The organism is Eubacterium sp. MSJ-33, from assembly GCF_022174665.1.
Classification (GTDB): domain Bacteria; phylum Bacillota; class Clostridia; order Lachnospirales; family Lachnospiraceae; genus Coprococcus_C.
The window spans coordinates 2,580,669-2,601,046 of record NZ_CP076562.1 but is presented as its reverse complement, the minus strand read 5'-3'; the positions used below and the strand labels follow the sequence as shown (position 1 = coordinate 2,601,046).

The window sequence follows — 20,378 nt, the reverse complement described above, 5'->3', positions numbered from 1 at the left end:
ACACTAAACCTTCATTCTATCATTTAATCGAAGATTTCTCACTATTCCATACTTTACCGGATATCCGTTTTTTTCCAGAAGTTCCTTATATACTGCCAGCTTCTCACCGGCAGCTATCTCAAACTGCCCTTTCATAGACTTTTTTTTCTGCTCAGCAAAGGTTTCCCTATTATAATTTACTTCCTTTTCCTTCCACCGGCAAACTTCATATACGATAAATCCATATCCGTCATCTTTCTTTTTCAACAAATGTGGTCTTCCACTGATCTGTTTTCCATCCGCCAGAGTCATACTCATAACTTTCGGAACAAAAACGTCCGGTAATTTCACAGAGCAATATGTACTTTCTATCATTTTCAGCCACTCTGCCCTGACATTTTTTACATCCATCTCATTTATCGGTGGATGTTCGATCATAAACCGATCAAATTCTTCGGATGCGATACTTCTATATTGTTCATCTGTATAGGTTTTTCCCGCACAACGCCCGATGACTTTCTCCAGCAGTTGTTCAAGTTCTTCATCGGAAATCACTGTAAAAGCAGACGTCCGTTCCGGTGCTTCCATAACCTGAACATCCTTCTTTTTTTGAACCCATTCATCCACTGTATATACCTTTTCAGAAGAGGGATTTTCTTCCTCACCCACATATTGGATTATATTGTCTGCATTATATGCCTGCCCAACCAGTCTGGTTGCTGTGATACGTGGTTCGAAATATCCAACTTTAACGATTCTCGCATTCAGTTCTTCATTCGTAATGCTGCTGCCCTTCTCTTCCTGACAAAGTTCAAAAATCATAGACGATGCATTATCCTTCTTCAGTTCAGACACATCCATTCCCGCATAGGAAAGGTTTACATCACTACCAAGCGTCGATGCCATGGATACAAGACGCAACAGATTACTTCTCTTTTGATTCGTTTTTTCTGTCGACAACATTCCGGATGCTTCTGCTCCAAACTGTGCAATATCCTCGTCTAAAAGCAGGAAATTCTCCTGCTGATATTTCGGGTATTTGGAAGCTGCCAGACCAGCAACAAAAATCTTCGGTCTAAGGCATGACATCGCTCCGGTAATATCTGTCACGTGCACGGCACCCGGTACGGGTGACTGTACTCCTACCATTTCCCTATATAGATTTGATGCTACATCCGATATCGACTGTTCCGGATTTGCTTGCCGCACAGATCTGAATTTCTCTTGAATTACCCGCACAGCTTCCTGATTAACCTGCCAATTGTAGCTCATATTTTCTTCCTCATCAGGTTCATCTGACCATGTATATTTCGCAATAAATTCTTCTACCGGAAGTGCCAGTTCTTCTGCCATAATCTCCAAATACGGAAGTGTAAGTATTTTCTCCTGTAATTGTTTATACGCTTCTGAATCATTATCTCCGTCTGTATATAGATAAGACTCCAACTGAAGTGATTGTCGAAAATCGGCAAGACGTTTCTGATTCATAGTATAATCATTCGTAAACCGTATGTTTCCGAGCACATCAAAAAGAATATGCATGTTTACATCTTCTTCAGGCTCCATGAATCGATCCATCATAACATTAAAGTTAAAGGATAAGTGTTTTAACATATCTAACAGGGCGGCAGCGCCAAAAAATCCGTCTGTAATCCAATGTACATACTGGCGCAGCAAAACACATGCCAACGTGTTTGTTATGGGAATGCCACGCCCAAAAGTAACAGGAATCTCATACATTCTCTGATAATCGTAAATCAACTGACTGTATTCCCGGTACTCAGTCACTGCAATTGTACAACGGTCGAGAGCATCTGAATCATAAATATCCTGCAGGATTGTTTCCACTTCATTTGCCATGCCATAACACATTTTTATATCTTTTATCTTTACCTTTGATCGTTCTTTTTGATACAAACCATGAAATGTAAGAATCGAAACCTGTCCGTTGGATAATTTGTCTGCAAGTGCCTGCTCGAGCGGTGTAAGTGGAAATCCATCCAAAACCCCAATCGGTGTCTCCCATGCGTTGCACTCCAGAATTGCTTTTCGTACCAACCCAACCGGGTCCATCCAGTCTTTCTGTGCCAGCAATTCTATATAGTTTTCATACACAGCCCAAAGTGCCTGATTTTTTTTCTCAAACTCTCCCTGCTCAAGACATCTTTTTATTTTTTCTGCTTCATCTCCCATTCCGACCATCTGTCGCATTGTACGAACTGCGGATACGATCTTCTGTGCATCTGCGTATGACACAGTACCAAAATAGCTGATTCCCTGAGAAGCTTTCATAATCAAAGCCAGCTCCTCTTCTGAATTGACAACATGCGTTTTCACTGAAATCCCATCTCGAAGCAAAGCCTCCTTGGCAAGACCTACCGCATTATAAATATGTAAATTAAAACAAGGGCATCCATATAATGCAAGACTCTTCATAAGCTCTGATTCATTCAACCCCGGTGCCAAAATATGTGATTCCATTCATTTTTCCTCCCCGAACTATAGTTTCGCTTATATGCGCAAATCTCTGTCTATAGTATTCCACATATTTCGAACATTTCCTTCTATTTTTTCTTTTTACGCCAATATTTTACACTTAAAAGATTGATTCTATGGAATCCTCTTCCGGTTTGTGCTAAAATAAGGAACTAATAAAAATAATGCATAATCGAGGTGCGAAACATGGATTCCACATTGAAGCGAACATGGGCTGAGATTGATTTGGACGCCCTTGCTCATAATTACAAAACATTGCGCGATCGAATCGGTGCAAATGTCAAGTTTTTAGGTGTTGTCAAAGCAGATGCTTACGGACACGGTTCTGTACAGGTAAGCCGCCTGCTGCAGGAGCTTGGCGCCGACTATCTGGCGGTCAGCAGCATCGACGAAGCGGTAGAACTTCGCTTAAACGACATCACCATGCCGATTCTGATTCTTGGACATACACCAAAGGAGCAGGTCAGCCGTCTGATCGAGTACAATATTACACAAGCAGTTACCTGCAAAGCAAAAGCACTTGAATACAGTGAAGAAGCCGTAAAATGCGGTGGTACATTGAAGATTCATATCAAGGTTGATACCGGAATGTCACGACTTGGCTATCTGTGTGACGGGGATTATTTCGATACCGGTGTAGAAGGTATCTGCGAGGGCTGCTCGCTTCCGGGGCTTTACGCGGAAGGAATCTTTACACATTTTGCTGTGTCCGATGAGCCGGGGGATGCATGCAAAGCCTACACGGAGCATCAGTTCCAGTTATTTACCGACGTAATCAAAAGCGTCGAGGAAAAGCTCGGCAGACGGTTCGCCATCCGCCACTGTGCCAATACCGGTGCGGTTGCCCGTTATCCGGAAACATGGCTTGATATGGTAAGACCGGGACTTTTGTTATATGGATATGGAGAATTTGCAGAAGAACTTGGACTTCAGCCTGTCATGAGCTTAAAGACGACTGTCAGCACGATCAAGACATACCCGGCCGGTACTGCAATCAGCTACGGTGGAATCTATGTGACCGATAAAACGACACGTATGGGCGTTATCCCTTACGGCTATGCCGATGGATTTTTCCGTGCCCTGTCTAATCGCTGCACCCTGATGTCAGAGGAAGGTCCGATTTACCAACGCGGAAAGATCTGCATGGATATGTGCATGATTGATCTGACTGACAAGATGCAGGTCGATGTCGGCAGCGAGATTGAGATCTTCGGAAAGAAAAATTCGATCAACGATATGGCAGCTCTGGCAAACACGATTCCGTACGAACTAACGTGTGCCGTCAGCAAGCGCGTTCCAAGATTCTATTACCGTGACGGAAAGATGATAGAGAAGGAATTATTGTTGCGAGGGTAATTTGTTGTGCATGTAATTACATAGACATGAAAAAGCTGGGATAAAAGTCCCAGCTTTTTTATGCGTTCAATCATCCCTTCACATACGGAACGAATGTAAACCCAAACTGAAATTCCTTCTCATCGAATCGATATGCCGCAAGCACCTCCGGTCCACAACTGTTGGAACCGATGCCGTTTAACGCATAATCGATACATAATACCGTACTGTCCAATTCTTCCAATTCATAATTGTGCTTTGTCTGCGTCAGCATTTCCTGTGTGTAGTTTGACGCCTGAAATGAAAATGGTGTCTCAGAAACTGCCACAATTCCATACCGACCGTTGTGCAATTCGACATAATCACAATCGAAATGGCTGCCATTTTCCTGTGGCTTGATATAGTCCTCATGCAGATCCTTCACCGCACTACGATACAATCCATGACTTGCAGCTCTGTGCTTGTCGCGGTAGCTCTCCTGCGGGCCCATGCCATAATATGAAACCTCGGAAAGGTTCTTGTCGAAGAATACTCGCACGCCAAATCTCGGAAGCTCCGGGAACTCTGCATCCTTGCTTGCCTCCATGGATGCAGTTATTCTTCCTGAGCTTTCCACCTTCCATACAAGCTCGACATCCAGAATCTTCTGTACGGTCGGTGCCACAACGCCGACATGACTCATCACGATCACACCATACCGGTTCTGGATTGTCTCCACCTTATACGCTCTTGTGTACGCCTCATGAAAATGTGCATTCTCCCATTTCGCGCGGATATACATATCGTTATCTGTCGGTGCCCGCCAGATGTTCAGCTCCATCGGATGGTTCAGATAGTCCCGTCCTGCATATTGAAGCTTCGTAAAAAGTCCGGTTCGTTTGCTGATTGCATATGCGAAATCGCTCGCCTTTAATGTAATCTCTGTATCGGTTTCACTGACACTGATCTCATTTTTCTCTTTTGCTTCTGTCAGCCATTTGACAACCGCCCGGTTTCTGCCATCGGCATTGGCAAGCAACACCTCATCAAATCCTAATTCATGCTTTGCTGGGAGCAATGGAAGTTCTTTCTTCAACTGATACCGGAGCTTCAGATACACCTTGCCGCTCTGCGGAATGTCCAACTTGAGCGTCATCACACCGTCGCTGTGCGGTGCGATCGATACCTCATCCAGCACACCCTTTTGCACGCACAGACCATCCACAGTTACTTCATACAAGATGTCTGCATAGTCGCTTATATCATCAAAATCCATGTAGTTATGCAATACAAGTCTGCCGGTCTTCTCATCATAAGATACAACACGCACCGGACGGTACACATTCTTATATTCAAGCAATCCGGTATGTGGTGTACGATCCGGGTACACCAGTCCATCCATGCAGAAATTTCCATCATGGATTGTCTCGCCGTGATCGCCGCCATAATAATATTTCGTCTTCCCATTTTCCGCCTGTCCGTGCGCAATCGCATGATCACACCACTCCCAGACGAATCCACCACACATCCGCGCATCCTTCTGGATTATCTGGAAATAATCCTCCAGATCGCCGGGACCGTTTCCCATGCTATGACAATATTCCACAAGCAGAAATGGCTTGCTGCCATCCTTCTCCAGATACTCCTCAATCTCGGAAAGTGCCGGATACATCCGGCTGTACAGGTCAAGATTTGAGTAGTCATACGTCACGTCGTAATTCCGATACCGCGCACTTTCATATTGCGTGATACGGGCTGGATCGTATTTCTTTGTCCATGCAAGAGCCTTTTCAAAATTACATCCATACGCACTCTCATTTCCCATCGACCAGAAAATGATACAGAAGCGGTTTTTATCCCGCGTAACCATGCGCCTCACGCGATCGAGAATCGCCTGCTCCCATGCCGGATCATCTGCAATCTTCTCATTCCATTTTTTGAAGCGGTTGTAGTCTGTATCCTCCTTGCGGTACAGCATAAATGGTCCATGCGCCTCGATATCTGCCTCATCGCACACAAGGAATCCATACCGGTCGCACATCTGGTAGAAATATGGTGCATTCGGATAATGGCTTGAACGAATCGCATTGAAATTATGCTCCTTCATCAACGTGAGATCCTTCTTGATCTTTGCAACATCAACTGTAAACCCTGTGACCGGATCCGAGTCATGCCGGTTCACACCGCGCAGCTTGATTGCCTGTCCATTGAAATATAGCACCCGATCCTGTATTGCTACCGTGCGCAAAGCGATTGCATCCTCGATTGTCTCATCCGCACTTTGCAGAATGAGTGTGTACAAATACGGATGTTCCGTATTCCAAAGCTCCGGGTTCGCAATCTCCAATGTCACAGTTCCCGCCTTGTTGATTACTGCCTGTGCAGCCACAGTCCCTGCCGCATCCTCCACAGATATGGCGACCGGGGTCTCCTGATAGTAGCTGATATCCAATGTAATTTTCGCACACGCTTCCGTGATTTCCGTCGTAATGCGGTAATCCTGTACCGCCTTTTCCGGCCGTTTCAGAAGATAGACATCCCGGAAGATACCGTTCATCCGGAACTTATCCTGATCTTCGAGATACGAACCATCGCACCATTTCAAGACAAGTACGGCGATCGTATTCTCGCCCTCTTCTATCACGTCTGTCACATCAAACTCGCTCGTTGCATGGGACACCTGACTATATCCGGTATGGGTGCCATTCACCCATACATAAAAGCAGCTATCCACGCCCTCAAAGTTCAGGTACACCTTCGGTGCTTTCTCATCCTTCGCATAAGAAAACGTATGCACATACGCACCACACGGAATATCCTGTGGTACATACGGCGGATCAAACGGAAATGGATAGCGGATATTCGTATACTGATGTGTGTCATAGCCTGCCATCTGCCAGACACCCGGCACCGGAATCTCATCAAAATCCGATGTATCATAACCACTCTCATAAAATGCATCCTTCACACCATAGATGCTCTCAAAATACCGGAATTTCCACATGCCGTTTAACATCTGTACACGGTCGGATACCTCCCGATGCTCCACCAGATCCTCCATTCGGTGGGAAGCTGGTATATAATACGCTCTTGGCTGCATTGTATTTTCATGTAAAAAATCTAAATCTTCGTAATAACGTGGCACAATCATAAATCGTCCTCCTGTTAATCCGAAAGTTACAGTTTCTTCAGAAAATGTTCCCGATTCGGGTATTCCATCCGGAATGCCCGCTTCGCGGCCTCCTGCAGCAATGCAAATTCCTTCTCCATATGCAGCATATGCGGCGCATTAAACGCAATCGAGCTGATCTGTTCTGCGATTTTCTTCGCCACACCCTCATCGGATAACTGCCCCATACCGAAAACAATCGACGTAAAGCCTCTGCCGTTTCTGCTTACATCAATAAACTTCCGGAATGCATGCGTCATCTCAGACAGCAGGATTTCCTGTTCGGCTTCCGGCCGTTTGTCTGCATCAAACAGGCACAATCCGGAGACGATCTCAACTGCCTGCTTACGCTTCTGTCCGCCGATATCATTTGCCCCACTCTCCGCAATGTATTTGAGCTGCATCAGATACCCGACAAATGCATCCGTCTTCGGTTTGCGCTTTCCGTAACGTGCCACCCAGAGTTTCTTTATAAATGCTGCATTCACTTCTTCCGGATTTCCGGCGGAATGATTTACCATTTCATTTACATTCACAGTTTTATCTGCATTCGTATTCAATATGTCCAACCGCTTCTCCGCGTCCATTTCGTTATAAAATTGCTCTAACCATGTCTCCTGCATATCCATTCTCCGTTTCCTTTATACTGCCAATCAGCATCTTCATCCGTCTATCCGTGCATCCATTCATCCGCGCATCCGTGCATTCATTCATCCGTGCGTTCATCTGCACATTCATTTTCTGCATAATTCCAGTTGCAGCCTTCCTTACTTTTCAAGAAAGGTATCTACATTGTTCCCATCTACCTTACGATACTGTGACATATAATAGATGTCATCCTCCAGTCCATACCCTTCGATATCGCTTTTCTGAAACAATGCGACCGTCAAAAGTGCAATCATCCTCGCCTGATCCTCTTTGTCGTTATAAACCGTTCCCTGCATCGTACCGGATTCGATTGCTTCCAATGCATCGGTCAGACCATCGATTCCAAAGATAATCGGTCGTTCTTCTTCCTTATATCCGGCGTTTTTGTACGCCTCTACAGCACCAAGTGCCATCTCATCGTTATTCGATAAAATCAGCTCAATCTCGGAACCATACTGTTCAATCAACTGACTCATCCGGTTTTCCGCCTGTGCACGATTCCAGTCTGCAAACTGATAACTGAGTTTTTCAAGTTCTATTTCATTCTCAATCATCGTCTTAACCGAAAGGTCTGTCCGGCTGATAGCATCCTGATGTCCGGCTTCCCCTTCTAAAAGCACATATTGGATCTTCCCATCGCCATTCTTATCGACCTCCGGGTGATTCCTGATATACTCCGCCGCAATCTCCCCCTGCATCTCACCGGACTGTGCTGCATCACATCCTACATAGAAAAGCTTATCCCACTGAAGGAGATCCTCCTGCACCGGTTCACGGTTAAAGAAAATAACCGGAATATCATTCTGCCGGGCCATCCGGACAATATTCGACGGTACCGTCCGGTCAACCAGATTCACGCATAAAACATCACATCCGGCATCAATCATTTCCTCAACGATCTCATCCTGCTCCTGCTGATCATTGTCACCGCTTCTTACAGATACGATTACCTTCATCGTATTGCTCTCTTTTGCTTTCAGATTACTTTTTATTATATCTGTCATTGCATTGATAAACGGGTCGTCCGGTGTATATGTCACGACACCGACACGCAACGTATGATCGGTTTTTGTGTCCTGATTTCCGCAGCCTGTCAGTGAAATCAAAAATACCAACACACACAACCATACTATAATATTCTTCTTTACGTCTCTTCTACTCATACGAATACAAAAACCTTTCTATCTCATCGGAGAATAAATCTTCCTTATAGATAACCTTCACTTCTTTCTCATGGCTTTTTACCGAATAAAACGCCTTGGTCAGCTTATGCGAAATCTCCAGAACACTCTCATAGCCAATCCCATATCCGTCGGGAATAACCAGACATTGCACGTGTCCCCCATCCAATAAGGATATGGATTTCATACTTGTTCCGACACCGTAGATTTTTGCGCCGTTATACTCACCATTCTGGGACATTTCCCCAAGGGTATCCAATGCACCGGTATCCATGACAACCATATAATCAACCGATTTTTTTGCATCCACAACCGCACAGATATCGGCATCGTTCTCATCATTATATTCCCATGCAATCTCGCAGTCATACCCGGAAATTGCATCCTTCAATCCCTGAATGCGATTGACACTTGCCTCAGTCTCGGCACGTCCGGCAATAACACCGATTGTTTTTCCGCTTAATTGCTCTCCATCCTTTCGGATCAGTTGTGTTCCGAGTGTATAACCGATCTCGTAATTATCCGATTTCACCGTCGCATACCCGCTTGTATCTTCCGGGTTGCTCATATATGCATCCTCCGTGATCAGCACAAATGGTTTCTGTTCTCCTAGCCAGTCCAGCATCTCCTTTGTATCTGCCCCCGGTGCCGGGCACAGGATAAATGCATCCACATCATTCTCAAGCTGTTCCGCAATCAACTCCCGCTCGTCCTGCGCGCTTACTATATCATCCGTATTGCAGATAATCAGATGCAGATTATTGTTTTTCGCAGATTGCTTTAATCCATTGATCACACCCTCCCATCGGGTGTCACCGGAATTCTGCAGGATAACCGCTACACGCTTTTGAGCGACATCCTCCTGAAAGATTTTATGTATGAAGAAGGCTGCAAGAGCAATCAGAATAAGCTCTGCAATGAGGAAAGTTAATTTATCTCGTTTCATCTGTAACCCTCCCATTTCTATAGCTTTGCGCCTCGAGCTGTTGCCGGTTCTCCTCCGTAAAAGGAATTGCCGGAATGTGTATCACAATCTTCGTTCCTTCATCAGCCTCACTGTAAACCTGAAGGCCATATTCGTTTCCAAACATCAACTGAATCCGGTTGTGCACATTGATAAGTCCTACACCGGAACCATGCTTTGGCACTTTATTGTTATCCTTGAGGATATTTTCAACCGTCTCCTCACTCATGCCCATACCATTATCTTCGACAGAGAGATAGATATCATCTCCCTTTTTCTCGCCGCGTACCGTAATCATACCGCCGTCATCCTCATCCATATTCCCAACACCGTAATAGATTGCATTTTCCAGAATCGGCTGCACGATGAGCTTGACCGTACAGTAATCATTGACTTCCTCATCAATATCAAAGTCCACACGAAACCGTTCTTTATAGCGCACAAGCTGGATATTCATATAACTTCGGCTGTGCTGCAGTTCATCCGCAATCCGGATTACGGTTCTGCCCTTCGACAGACTGATTCGAAGCAGTCTGGCAAGCTCCGAAATCATGAGAACCGCTTCTTTATTCTTCTGTGCCCCAACCATCCATGTAATCGACTCGAGCGTATTATATAGGAAATGCGGATTAATCTGACTTTGCAGTGCATCCATCTCACTCTTTCTGCGTTCAGTCTGTTCCCGGATAATCTCCTGCATCAAATTCTCTATCTGTTCATAGGACTTCTTGACCGAATATCCGAGATGCCTGATTTCCGAAGAACCACCAATATAGATATCCGTATCCCCACCTGTCTCATATGCCTTGACTGACTCATTCAGCCGCAGGATTGGACGTGAGATCTTTCTTGATATGATCCGGTTTACTTCGAGCAGCATCATCATCAAAATCAGGATGGCTGTGATAATATAATACCGGAACCGGTTGATATTTACTGTCTGTACACGATCCGGAATCACACCGACCAGCTTCCAGCCGGTATATGCCACACTACTCACAACAACATTTCCCGGTCTTCCATTCAGGGAAAGCTCATACGTTCCGTCTTCTAATTGAGATGTTTTCTCACAGTTTTCCGAAAAATATCCACGGTCGATGTCTGCATGTCTTGGATGATAAATCATCTGCCCATCCCGGCTGCAAAGGTAATAATAAATACCGTTTGAAGACTCATTAATCCGCTTCATCGTATTTGATATCACAGAATATTTCATATCTACCAGCAATACACCACTACGCGGTTTTTCTCCATCGTTAATATCCACGGAACGGCTAAGGGAAATGACCCAGTAATACCGGTATGTGCCATCCTCAAACAGATTCTGGATATGTGGCAGGGAGAAATGCACATTTTCAATATCCTCCTCTGCATTTGTATACCAGTCCTGTTCGGATGCCTTTACGCCCTTCTTGCGTTCTGAAACCGGTTCTGCCACAAGCTGTGCACCATCGCTGTCATACAGCGCCATGCTTTGAACCTTATCTGTGTTGATTTCATAAAGCAGGCTAAACTGGCGGTTAAAATCATCGCTGGAGATATCATTTTCCTGAATGATATTGTAATTCACTGCATTCATTATCTGACGGACATTCAACAATTCCGCATCCAGCTTATCCACTGTGCTTTCGACCATGCTCTCTGCATTCGACACAGCCGTCTGTTTCATCGCCATTTTAAAACGATTATACAGAAGCAGGCCAATTGTAATTGTCGTAATCAACGTAAGTGCAGTAAGAACCGCCATAATGATTGACTGTATATCCAGTCCGATAAATCTTCTATGATGCATCCAGCCCTGCTTTTTCATCCACCTTTGAAGCCAGCTTTCCTTCTTTTGCAATTTTCCCATATCTCTTGTTTTCAATCCATTTCCCCTATTATTTTCTTACTGATTCGTATGCTGTGCCCGATACTTCGATGGTGACACGCCAAATCGTTTCTTGAATACATAACTGAAATAATTCGCATCCAGATATCCCACTCGCTCAGCAATCTGATAGCTTTTCTCATTTGTTTCCAGTATCAGTGTTGCCGCATGATCCATCCGGTAATCCGTCAGATACGTAATAAACGCTTTTCCTGTCTCCTTCTTGAACACCGACGAAAAATACGAATTCGATACCCCAAGCACAGAACAGATTGTGTCCAATGACAAATCCGGCTCCATATAACGCTCACGTACAAGATTCTGTGCATCTGTCACAAGCCGTCTCGATGTACTGTTTCGAGCATTTTTCAACTGTTCCCCAAGCTCTACGGAAACTTCCTGCATCCATGCCGTAAGTGTACTCTCATCCATCTGCGGAATCGTCTCGTAAGGATTCTGGATTCCGTGCAGATAATCATTAAAATCAAGGAAATTATTTGCACAAAACCTGTAAAATGCTCCCACCATCTCCATGATTGCAAGATTATACTGACTGACCGTCTGTGCATTGCTGTGCAGCTTTTCTATTTCATTTACAACGACCTTCTCAATCTCTTCCTTTAACCCTAAATGAATGGCTTTGAACAAATCATGCATTCTTGTATCTTCTGGCTGCAAGGTTGTTTCCTGTTCCTTCGGTGCAAGCTCGGCAATATTGATCGCACGTTTCGTTCCATACAGTACCCTGTATGATACTGCCTCTCTGGCACCATCGTAAGACGTTTTAATATTTGCCATATTGTCACATACACGACCGATACCTGCCGTAACCACCGCCCCCATCACACGATAAGCCCATTTGCAGAATCGATCACACGAATCCGTAAACTGCACAATCGCGTCCTCCGATGAAAGCTCTATCAGCATCAGTGTATTTCCAAGATAAGAGAATACCTGGCTCTTCCACTCTGTCGCAAGCCGTTCCTTGATCTCATGTTCAACAGACATCGCAAGCAGCAACGGATTCATACCGTCCGGCACATGATGTTCCGAAGTGTGGAAAATTGCACATCCATAATATGGTCCTTTCATATCAATCTGATACGCGGCAAAAAATTTCCCACAGTTTTCTTCTGTCACCCGTCCCTCAATGAGAGATACAAAGAAGTTATTCTGCAGTACCGGAAGTGCTGCATTGAAATAGTTCTCCAGACGTGTTACATTCAGTTTTTCTTCCCGTTCCCGGTCCAGCGTGTCCTTCAGACGTCTCAGACAATCAGACAGTTCTGTTGCATTTATCGGTTTCAGCATATATTCCTCAACTTCCAGATGCACAGCTTCCTTTGCATATTCGAACTCATCAAATCCGGTAAATATTATAATGTGAATATTCTGAAAGTCCCGGTTTAAACGGCGGGATAACTCCAATCCATCCATATATGGCATCTTGATATCTGTAATCACGACATCCGGTTGAAGCTTCTCAACCAGTTCAAGTGCTTTCACTCCGTTGGTTGCGTTACCAACAACGGTAAATCCAAGGTCGTCCCATTGTATGCGTTGTTCAATTACTTCAATGACTTCTGCTTCGTCATCCACCAGAAGCACTTTATATTTTTCCATGTAGCACCCCACTTGTTATCACCTGCCGGGTAGGTTGAAAATATAAGTTTATGTGTCGGATTGGTTTTCCTATCACTTCATTCCATATACAATGCATTGAAACTAAGAAGTACTACGATATTCTGTTTCCAATATTCATCTCGCACGCAACCGCCGCTGATTCGACATCCATGTCTCAACAGCGGCTTGTTTGAACATCGTGTTCAAACATTGCTGAAATCAAGCAGAATATCAAGTACTTCTAAGTTCCAAACATATCGTATATGTTCACGAAGTCATAGAAAAACCAATCATCCACATATTCAAATGATTTCCGAACTACCCAGCAATTCTTATTGTTCTTTGTTGTTTTATTGTCCTTATTATACCAAAGTTATCACTATAAAGATACCTAAATATCTAGCTGATTGCTTCCCACTCCAATTGGTTTTATTGCGTTTTGACATTATATACAATATACAGGAAAAGCCGCCTCTCCATCCTCTTCGATAGACAAGGCGACCCTTCCTTCGGTTACATCTTTATTTGATTACTTTTATTACTTCTTCTGAACATACTTCAGACAGTCAAGTGTTACAGCTGCAAGGATGATAATACCTTCGAAGATAAACTGAAGGTTTGTATCAATACCAAGGATTGTCAGAGAGTATGTAAGGGATGTGAAGATCAGTACACCAGTTACAACACCGGAGATCTTACCGATACCACCTGTGAAGGATACACCACCTACTACGCAGGCTGCAATTGCATCCATATCCCAGCCTTGTCCATATGCGGCACTACCGGATCCAACCATACGGTTACACTCAAGCCACGAACCGAATCCATAAAGGATACCTGCTAAGATGAATGCTCCCATTGTTACCTTGAATACGGAAATACCAGATACAGAAGCTGCTTCCGGATTACCACCAACTGCGTAAAGGTTCTTACCAAATGTTGTCTTGTTCCAGATGAACCATACAACAATGACTGCTACAACTGCCCAGATAATGATGGTTGGGAATCCACCAAGATTTGGAATAAACATGTTCGGAATACTTGACTCAATTGCACCGAAGGATACACCCTTTGTTGCGTATGTAACAAGTCCGAAGATAATCAGCATGTTCGCCATGGTTGAAATGAATGGATGCATCTTATACTTCGCCATGAAGAAACCGGCAATACTTGCAAATACAGTTGTAAGTATGATACATGCAACAAGTGCAATAATGGCTCTGCCCGCTACCGGAATACCTGTAAAATCAAAGATATGTCCGAATACGCCACCGGTATTTACACCACTATGCATGATGATAGTTGCGGTTACCATACCCATACCTACCATACGTCCGATGGAAAGGTCGGTACCCGTTAACAGAATCAGACCGGCAACACCAAGGGCTAAGAACATACGAGGGGAAGCCTGCTGCAAAATATTTAAGATATTTGTCAGTGTCAAAAGCTGTGTATGCTTTACAATCGGTGTGATGATACACAATGCAATAAAGATGAGTAAAATTACAATGTACAGACCATTCTTATATAAAAACTGTGTTGTATTGAATGTGTACTTGTAGTTTTCTACCTTCTGTGACTGCTTCTGTCCAAATGTATACTTAGACATACGGAGCAGATCGATCAAATGGAACTTATGTGCAAATGCATCGTGCTTTCTATCCTTGATTTCCTGCAATTTAGACTCATGTGTCATCTGTGCATCAAACAGGCGGTTACGATATACATACTTCTCATCCTTGATTTCCTCGGAATCAGAAAGCTTTGCCAAAGCCTGCTCGTGCTCTGTCTTAATGGTTGCCACAATCTTGTCATAAGAGGCATTCTCTGCTGCCTTCTCTGCCTCACAGCTTGCAACTACCTTCTCATAGTAGTCACTCTTGTAATGCTTGGAGAGATAACCTTCTGCATCGGAAACAAGCTTTGAAACCTTGTCCTTATTTGCAGATTCTACAGATTTTGCTTTCTCTAAGTCCGCCTTATCCTTCGCAATAATCTTTGCTCTCTCTTCCTTTGTTAAATTCTTGTCTTCTTTCGCAATTGCGATATGGTTCTTTAAGCTTCGAACCTTGTCAGATCCATCTACACGAAGTGCATCGATCTGCTTCTGTATTTTTCCTACATATTCATCAATCGGCTTCAAAAGCGCTACTTCTGCTTCTGCCGAAAGGATCATACTTTTATCTGCCATCGCCAAAACTCCTCTCTATTACAAATATTTCGCACTAAGCTTTAATAATTCTTCCTGATTTGTCTCCTTCGTATTGACAATACCTGCCAAATGTCCGTTCGACATAACGCCAATACGGTTTGTGATTCCGAGGATCTCCGGCATCTCAGAAGAAACAACAATAATTGTCTTACCCTGCTTTGCCATGTTAATGATCAACTCGTAAATCTCATATTTTGCTCCAACATCAATACCTCTTGTCGGATCGTCCATCATAAAGATGTTCGGAGACCGCTCCAACCATTTACCGAAGATTACCTTCTGCTGATTACCACCAGACAGATTTGCAATCATATCATCCGGTCCCATACATTTCGTATGCATGACCTTGATTTCCTCTGCGGTTGCCCGCACCATGTCATCATGTGAGAGTGCAAGTCCACTCTTATAATGGTTCATATTTGCAATGGTTGTGTTAAATGTTATATCTGCTTTTAAGAACAGACCATTTGCCTTACGTTCCTCTGTAATGAGGGCAAATCCATGATTCATCGCATCCTTCGGAGATGCAAAATTCATCATCTTACCATCATAGATAACGTTTCCGGCTGCTCTTGTACGCATACCAAATATCGTCTCAAGAAGCTCTGTACGACCTGCACCGACCAATCCATACAAACCAAATATCTCGCCTTTTTTCACATCGAAGGAGATATTCTGGAGCTTCGGTGCATATTTTGTTGAAAGGTTCTGCACGGAGAGAATTGTCTCTCCCGGTGTATTATCAACCGGCGGGAATCTGTTATCCAGAGAACGGCCTACCATGGCTGATATGAGTTCGTTCATGTTTGTATCTTTGCTGTCCTTCGTCATTACGAGACTGCCATCCCGCAATACGGAAATCTGGTCGCAGATCTCGAAGATCTCGTCCATCTTATGGGAGATATAAATCAGGGAGATTCCCTGTTCTTTAAGCTGACGCATCATCTTGAAGAGCTTTGCTACTTCCGGTGCTGTCAGGGATGAAGTCGGCTCATCAAGTACAATTACCTTTGAATTGTATGAAATTGCCTTCGCAATCTCACACATCTGACGCTTTGATACAGACATCTTCTTCATCGGCTGCGTAAGGTTCACTGTGATTCCAAGCTTTCTGAACAGATCAGATGCTTCTTTTTTCATTCTGCCCTCATCGACCACACCAAGTGAATTCTTTGGGTATCGACCGAGGAACAAATTATCAATTACATTTCTTTCCAGACACTGATTTAATTCCTGATGTACCATTGCAACTCCGTTTTCGAGTGCATCCTTTGGTCCAGAGAAATTAACTTCCTTGCCATCTAATACGATTGTTCCTTCGTCCTTCTGATAGGTTCCGAAGAGACATTTCATCATTGTCGATTTTCCGGCACCATTCTCACCCATAAGTCCCATGATGGATCCTGGCTTCACATTCAAATCAATGTGGTTAAGAACCTTGTTTCTTCCGAATGATTTACTCATGCCATGAATCGATAAGATGTATTTATTCTTATCATCTGCCATATCTCTACTTCCCTTTCTTAAAAAGAAGGGTATCAATTTTAGGTGACACCCTTCTTTGGTTAAATCATTTACCGTTCGTTCAATCAGTTCTCTTACTTGTTAAGAATTGATGTGTAAGATGCTGCGTTGTCTGTCTTAACCATGTTGATTGCAAATGCATCGTACTCACCAGGGTTACCAAGACGGTTTGTGATGTTAGACTCTGTCTGACCATCACCACCGATGTAATCAACCTTCAGGTTCAGAAGATCATCGTAATTCTGAAGAAGTGGCTGGTATGTTGAGCTTAAGAAGTTATCTGAAGCGTTGTAGATATCAAGCCATACCTTCTTTTCTGGGCTCTTGCTAGAGTCGAGCTGCTTAGAAACCTTGTCATAAACCTTTGTTGAGTCTGTGAAATCCTGATAGTTATCAGCTGTTACTGCAATGTTCAATGCGTAGTAAGATCTCTCTTCTGCTGAGTATCTGTAATCAACACCCTCATCAAGCTTGTTGCCAGCTTCATCTGCTGTACCGATACCTGTGTCTACATCTACGCCGTCAAGTGCGTTACGAAGAACACGGAGTGTAAGGTAAGCCTGAACGTCTGCATGCTGTGAAATTGTTCCGCCGTAGCCTTCTGCGATAGCTGCTACTGCATCGCTGTTTGCATCGTATCCAAATGTAGGAACCTTGTTGTCCTTTGCCCAAGCGTTGAACATTGACATTCCCATACCATCGTTGTTAGAAACAACTACATCGATCTGATCACCGAAAGAAGCTGTCCATGTACCGATTGCGTTACCTGCGGTTGCTGCATCCCATGTAGCACCTGCAGAGTTCTTCATCTCCTGTGAAGCAAGCTCACGGATTGTGTATTTCTTTCCATCTACTTCCAGTGTTGCATCCTGTACAACCTTTGCAGATCCATCTACGTTTGTACCGGCTGGTGCTGAATCAACTGCGCCATTTGCATCCACGCCTGTTCCAAGTGCGGAACGGACACCTCTTGTACGTGCGATGGAATCGTTATGTCCGATATCGCCGATTGCGAGTACATATCCGATTACGCCATCACCGTTACGGTCGATCGTTGCTGCATTCTTCTTGATGTAGTCAAGTACCATCTCACCCTGAAGCTCAGCACCCTGATTCGCATCGAAACCTACATAGTAAGTATCTTTGTTAAAGTTAAGGGCTGTTTTGTCAAGCTCTCCGGTTGATGAGTTGGAAGGCTGACGGTTGTACCATACAAGCGGCTTATCCTTATTTGCAACTCCGCTTGATGAAGAACCACCACCTGATGATCCACATCCTACCATTGACAGTGCCATTGTTGCTGCTGCGATTACAGCTAAGATTTTTTTCTTCTTCATACTCTTTCCTCCTATGAATGAAATACTTGTTGAAATGTTCCTTCGTACTTTTTGTTCATTTTGTACATTTTTTTTGAATCATTCCCTGTCTCATTGACTAAATTCATTATATTGGGAATGAGGTCCGGAAAGAATAGAATATTTTTGGATATATTAGCAATTTTTTTTGATTATATGAAATTTTTATATGAATTTTGACGAACCAAAATTTATTAGCATAAAAAACACCGTCTGTTTTCACAAACAAACGGCATTTATATACTTTATTATTATCAAATTTTCATATGACGTTGCAGCTTGCTACAGCTTATCGTTGAAACTCTATACTGCTAACTGGCTGAACTCTTCAAGATTCCATACCTTCGTCACAATATCCGAATAAAATTCCGGCTCATGGCAGACTAAAAGTACGGAACCATGATATTCCTTCAACGCCCGTTTTAACTCGTCCTTCGCTTCCACATCCAAATGGTTTGTCGGCTCATCTAAGATCAACAGGTTTGACTCCCGGTTGATAAGCTTACACAGACGCACCTTCGCCTGTTCTCCACCACTCAAGACACGCACCTTGCTCTCGATGTGCTTCGTCGTAAGGCCACATTTTGCCAATGCGGATCGTACCTCATACTGAGAATATCCCGGAAATTCCTGCCAGATTTCCTCCAGGCAGGTGTTGTCTGTGCCTGCCATCTCCTGTTCGAAATATCCCTTGTACAGATAGTCGCCCAGTTCCACCTTGCCGGATAATGCCGGTACGATTCCGAGCAGACTTTTTAGCAATGTACTTTTACCGATTCCATTTGTTCCGATAATCGCAATCTTCTCGCCGCGCTCCATCCGCAGATTGATTGGCTTGGAAAGCGGTGCATTCTTATCATATCCGATGATGAGATCCTCCGTCTCAAAAAGCATCTTACCCGGTGTCCGGGCTTCCTTGAAGTAAAACTCCGGCTTTGGTTTCTCCTTGGCAAGCTCGATCACATCCATCTTGTCAAGCTTCTTCTGTCTCGACATCGCCATATTTCTTGTGGCAACACGTGCTTTGTTTCTTGCCACGAAATCCTTCAGCTCATTGATCTCCTGCTGCTGTTTCCGGTAGGCAGCCTCCTGCTGTGCCTTCTTCGCCTCATAAACTTCTAAGAACTTGTCATAGTTTCCGACGTAGCGGTTCAGCTCCTGATTTTCCATATGATAGATGATATTCACGACATCATTCAAGAACGGAATATCATGACTGATCAGGATAAATGCATTCTCATATTCCTGCAGATACCGCTTCAGCCATTCGATATGCTCCGCATCGAGATAGTTCGTCGGCTCGTCTAAAAGCAGGATTTCCGGCTTCTCCAAAAGCAGTTTCGCAAGCAGCACCTTCGTACGCTGTCCACCACTTAAATCCGTCACATCATGGTCAAGCCCAAGCTCCAGAAGTCCGAGTGCCCGTGCCACCTGTTCGACCTTTGCATCGATCATATAAAAATCGTGGTTCGTCAGCATATCCTGCAGCGTACCAACCTCTTCCATCATCTCTGCGATTTCATCGTCCGTCGCATCCGCCATGCTCTCATAGATCTCGTTGATGTTCTGCTCCATATCAAACAGATATGAAAATGCAGACTTCAGGACATCCTCGATCGTCATGCCCTTCTCCAGCACGGCATGCTGGTCTAAGTATCCAACCCGCACATGCTTGTTCCATTCTACTTTTCCTTCGTCCGGTGCGAGTGTACCGGTCACGATATTCATGAACGTACTTTTTCCTTCGCCATTCGCACCGACCAGGCCGATATGCTCGCCCGCAAGCAGGCGGAACGATACATTATTAAAGATTGCACGGTCGCCAAAACCGTGCGTTAAATTCTCAACATTTAAAATCATCTGTCTTTCCTTTCAGGCAATTGCGAAACGTATATACGTTCAACATATATTTCGATATTGATTCATTCCATATACAATGTATTGAAGTTAAGAAGTTCTAAATGTTCTAATTCACAAATCATATTATACGCCACCGCCGCCAATTCGCCGTCCATGGCTCAGTGGCGGCTTGTTTGAACATCG

At 44.0% G+C, this 20,378-nt stretch carries 13 protein-coding genes; 1 reads left to right on the top strand and 12 read right to left on the bottom strand.

The window, feature by feature from the left end:
• Positions 1–3: 3 nt before the first annotated feature.
• Positions 4–2,460: a hypothetical protein gene (locus KP625_RS12145; RefSeq protein ID WP_238298095.1), complete on the bottom strand. Its 2,457-nt coding sequence runs from the start codon at positions 2,458–2,460 to the stop codon at positions 4–6.
• A 201-nt stretch (positions 2,461–2,661) separates the two neighbouring features.
• Between KP625_RS12145 and alr the strand changes: the two genes are divergently transcribed.
• Positions 2,662–3,831, top strand: coding sequence for an alanine racemase (gene alr, locus KP625_RS12140; protein ID WP_238298092.1), 1,170 nt, complete (start codon positions 2,662–2,664; stop codon positions 3,829–3,831).
• Between the two features lie 70 nt (positions 3,832–3,901).
• On the opposite strand, the gene KP625_RS12135 is transcribed toward alr, so the two are convergent.
• From KP625_RS12135 to KP625_RS12085, 11 genes are all read right to left on the bottom strand, one after another.
• Positions 3,902–6,940: a glycoside hydrolase family 2 TIM barrel-domain containing protein gene (locus tag KP625_RS12135; RefSeq protein ID WP_238298090.1), complete on the bottom strand. Its 3,039-nt coding sequence runs from the start codon at positions 6,938–6,940 to the stop codon at positions 3,902–3,904.
• Positions 6,941–6,966: 26 nt separating this feature from the next.
• Positions 6,967–7,581, bottom strand: coding sequence for a DUF6553 family protein (locus KP625_RS12130; protein WP_238298088.1), 615 nt, complete (start codon positions 7,579–7,581; stop codon positions 6,967–6,969).
• On the bottom strand, positions 7,550–7,705 hold the full coding sequence (locus KP625_RS12125) for a hypothetical protein (RefSeq protein WP_238298086.1): 156 nt from the start codon (positions 7,703–7,705) through the stop codon (positions 7,550–7,552). Before KP625_RS12125 ends, KP625_RS12130 begins: the two co-directional genes overlap by 32 nt.
• Positions 7,706–7,725: 20 nt before the next feature.
• Entirely contained in the window at positions 7,726–8,769 is a 1,044-nt protein-coding gene (locus tag KP625_RS12120; RefSeq protein ID WP_238298084.1) for a galactose ABC transporter substrate-binding protein, read from the bottom strand.
• Positions 8,762–9,733: a sugar ABC transporter substrate-binding protein gene (locus tag KP625_RS12115; RefSeq protein ID WP_238298082.1), complete on the bottom strand. Its 972-nt coding sequence runs from the start codon at positions 9,731–9,733 to the stop codon at positions 8,762–8,764. Before KP625_RS12115 ends, KP625_RS12120 begins: the two co-directional genes overlap by 8 nt.
• Positions 9,720–11,603, bottom strand: coding sequence for a sensor histidine kinase (locus KP625_RS12110; protein WP_370641372.1), 1,884 nt, complete (start codon positions 11,601–11,603; stop codon positions 9,720–9,722). The genes KP625_RS12115 and KP625_RS12110 overlap by 14 nt, the downstream gene beginning before the upstream one ends.
• Positions 11,604–11,639: 36 nt before the next feature.
• The gene (locus KP625_RS12105; RefSeq protein ID WP_238298079.1) at positions 11,640–13,244 is read right to left on the bottom strand and encodes a response regulator; all 1,605 of its coding nucleotides are present in this window, start codon (positions 13,242–13,244) and stop codon (positions 11,640–11,642) included.
• A 538-nt stretch (positions 13,245–13,782) separates the two neighbouring features.
• Positions 13,783–15,435 (bottom strand): galactose/methyl galactoside ABC transporter permease MglC, encoded by a 1,653-nt coding sequence (locus KP625_RS12100; RefSeq protein WP_238298077.1) that lies wholly within the window; start codon positions 15,433–15,435, stop codon positions 13,783–13,785.
• 18 nt (positions 15,436–15,453) lie between these two features.
• Positions 15,454–16,962: a sugar ABC transporter ATP-binding protein gene (locus KP625_RS12095; protein ID WP_021985019.1), complete on the bottom strand. Its 1,509-nt coding sequence runs from the start codon at positions 16,960–16,962 to the stop codon at positions 15,454–15,456.
• 92 nt (positions 16,963–17,054) lie between these two features.
• A complete protein-coding gene (locus KP625_RS12090) occupies positions 17,055–18,317 on the bottom strand; it encodes a substrate-binding domain-containing protein (RefSeq protein WP_021985018.1) in 1,263 nt (420 codons plus the stop codon).
• Between the two features lie 321 nt (positions 18,318–18,638).
• Complete coding sequence (locus tag KP625_RS12085) at positions 18,639–20,195, bottom strand: ABC-F family ATP-binding cassette domain-containing protein (protein WP_238298075.1); 1,557 nt, start codon at positions 20,193–20,195, stop codon at positions 18,639–18,641.
• Positions 20,196–20,378 lie beyond the last annotated feature (183 nt).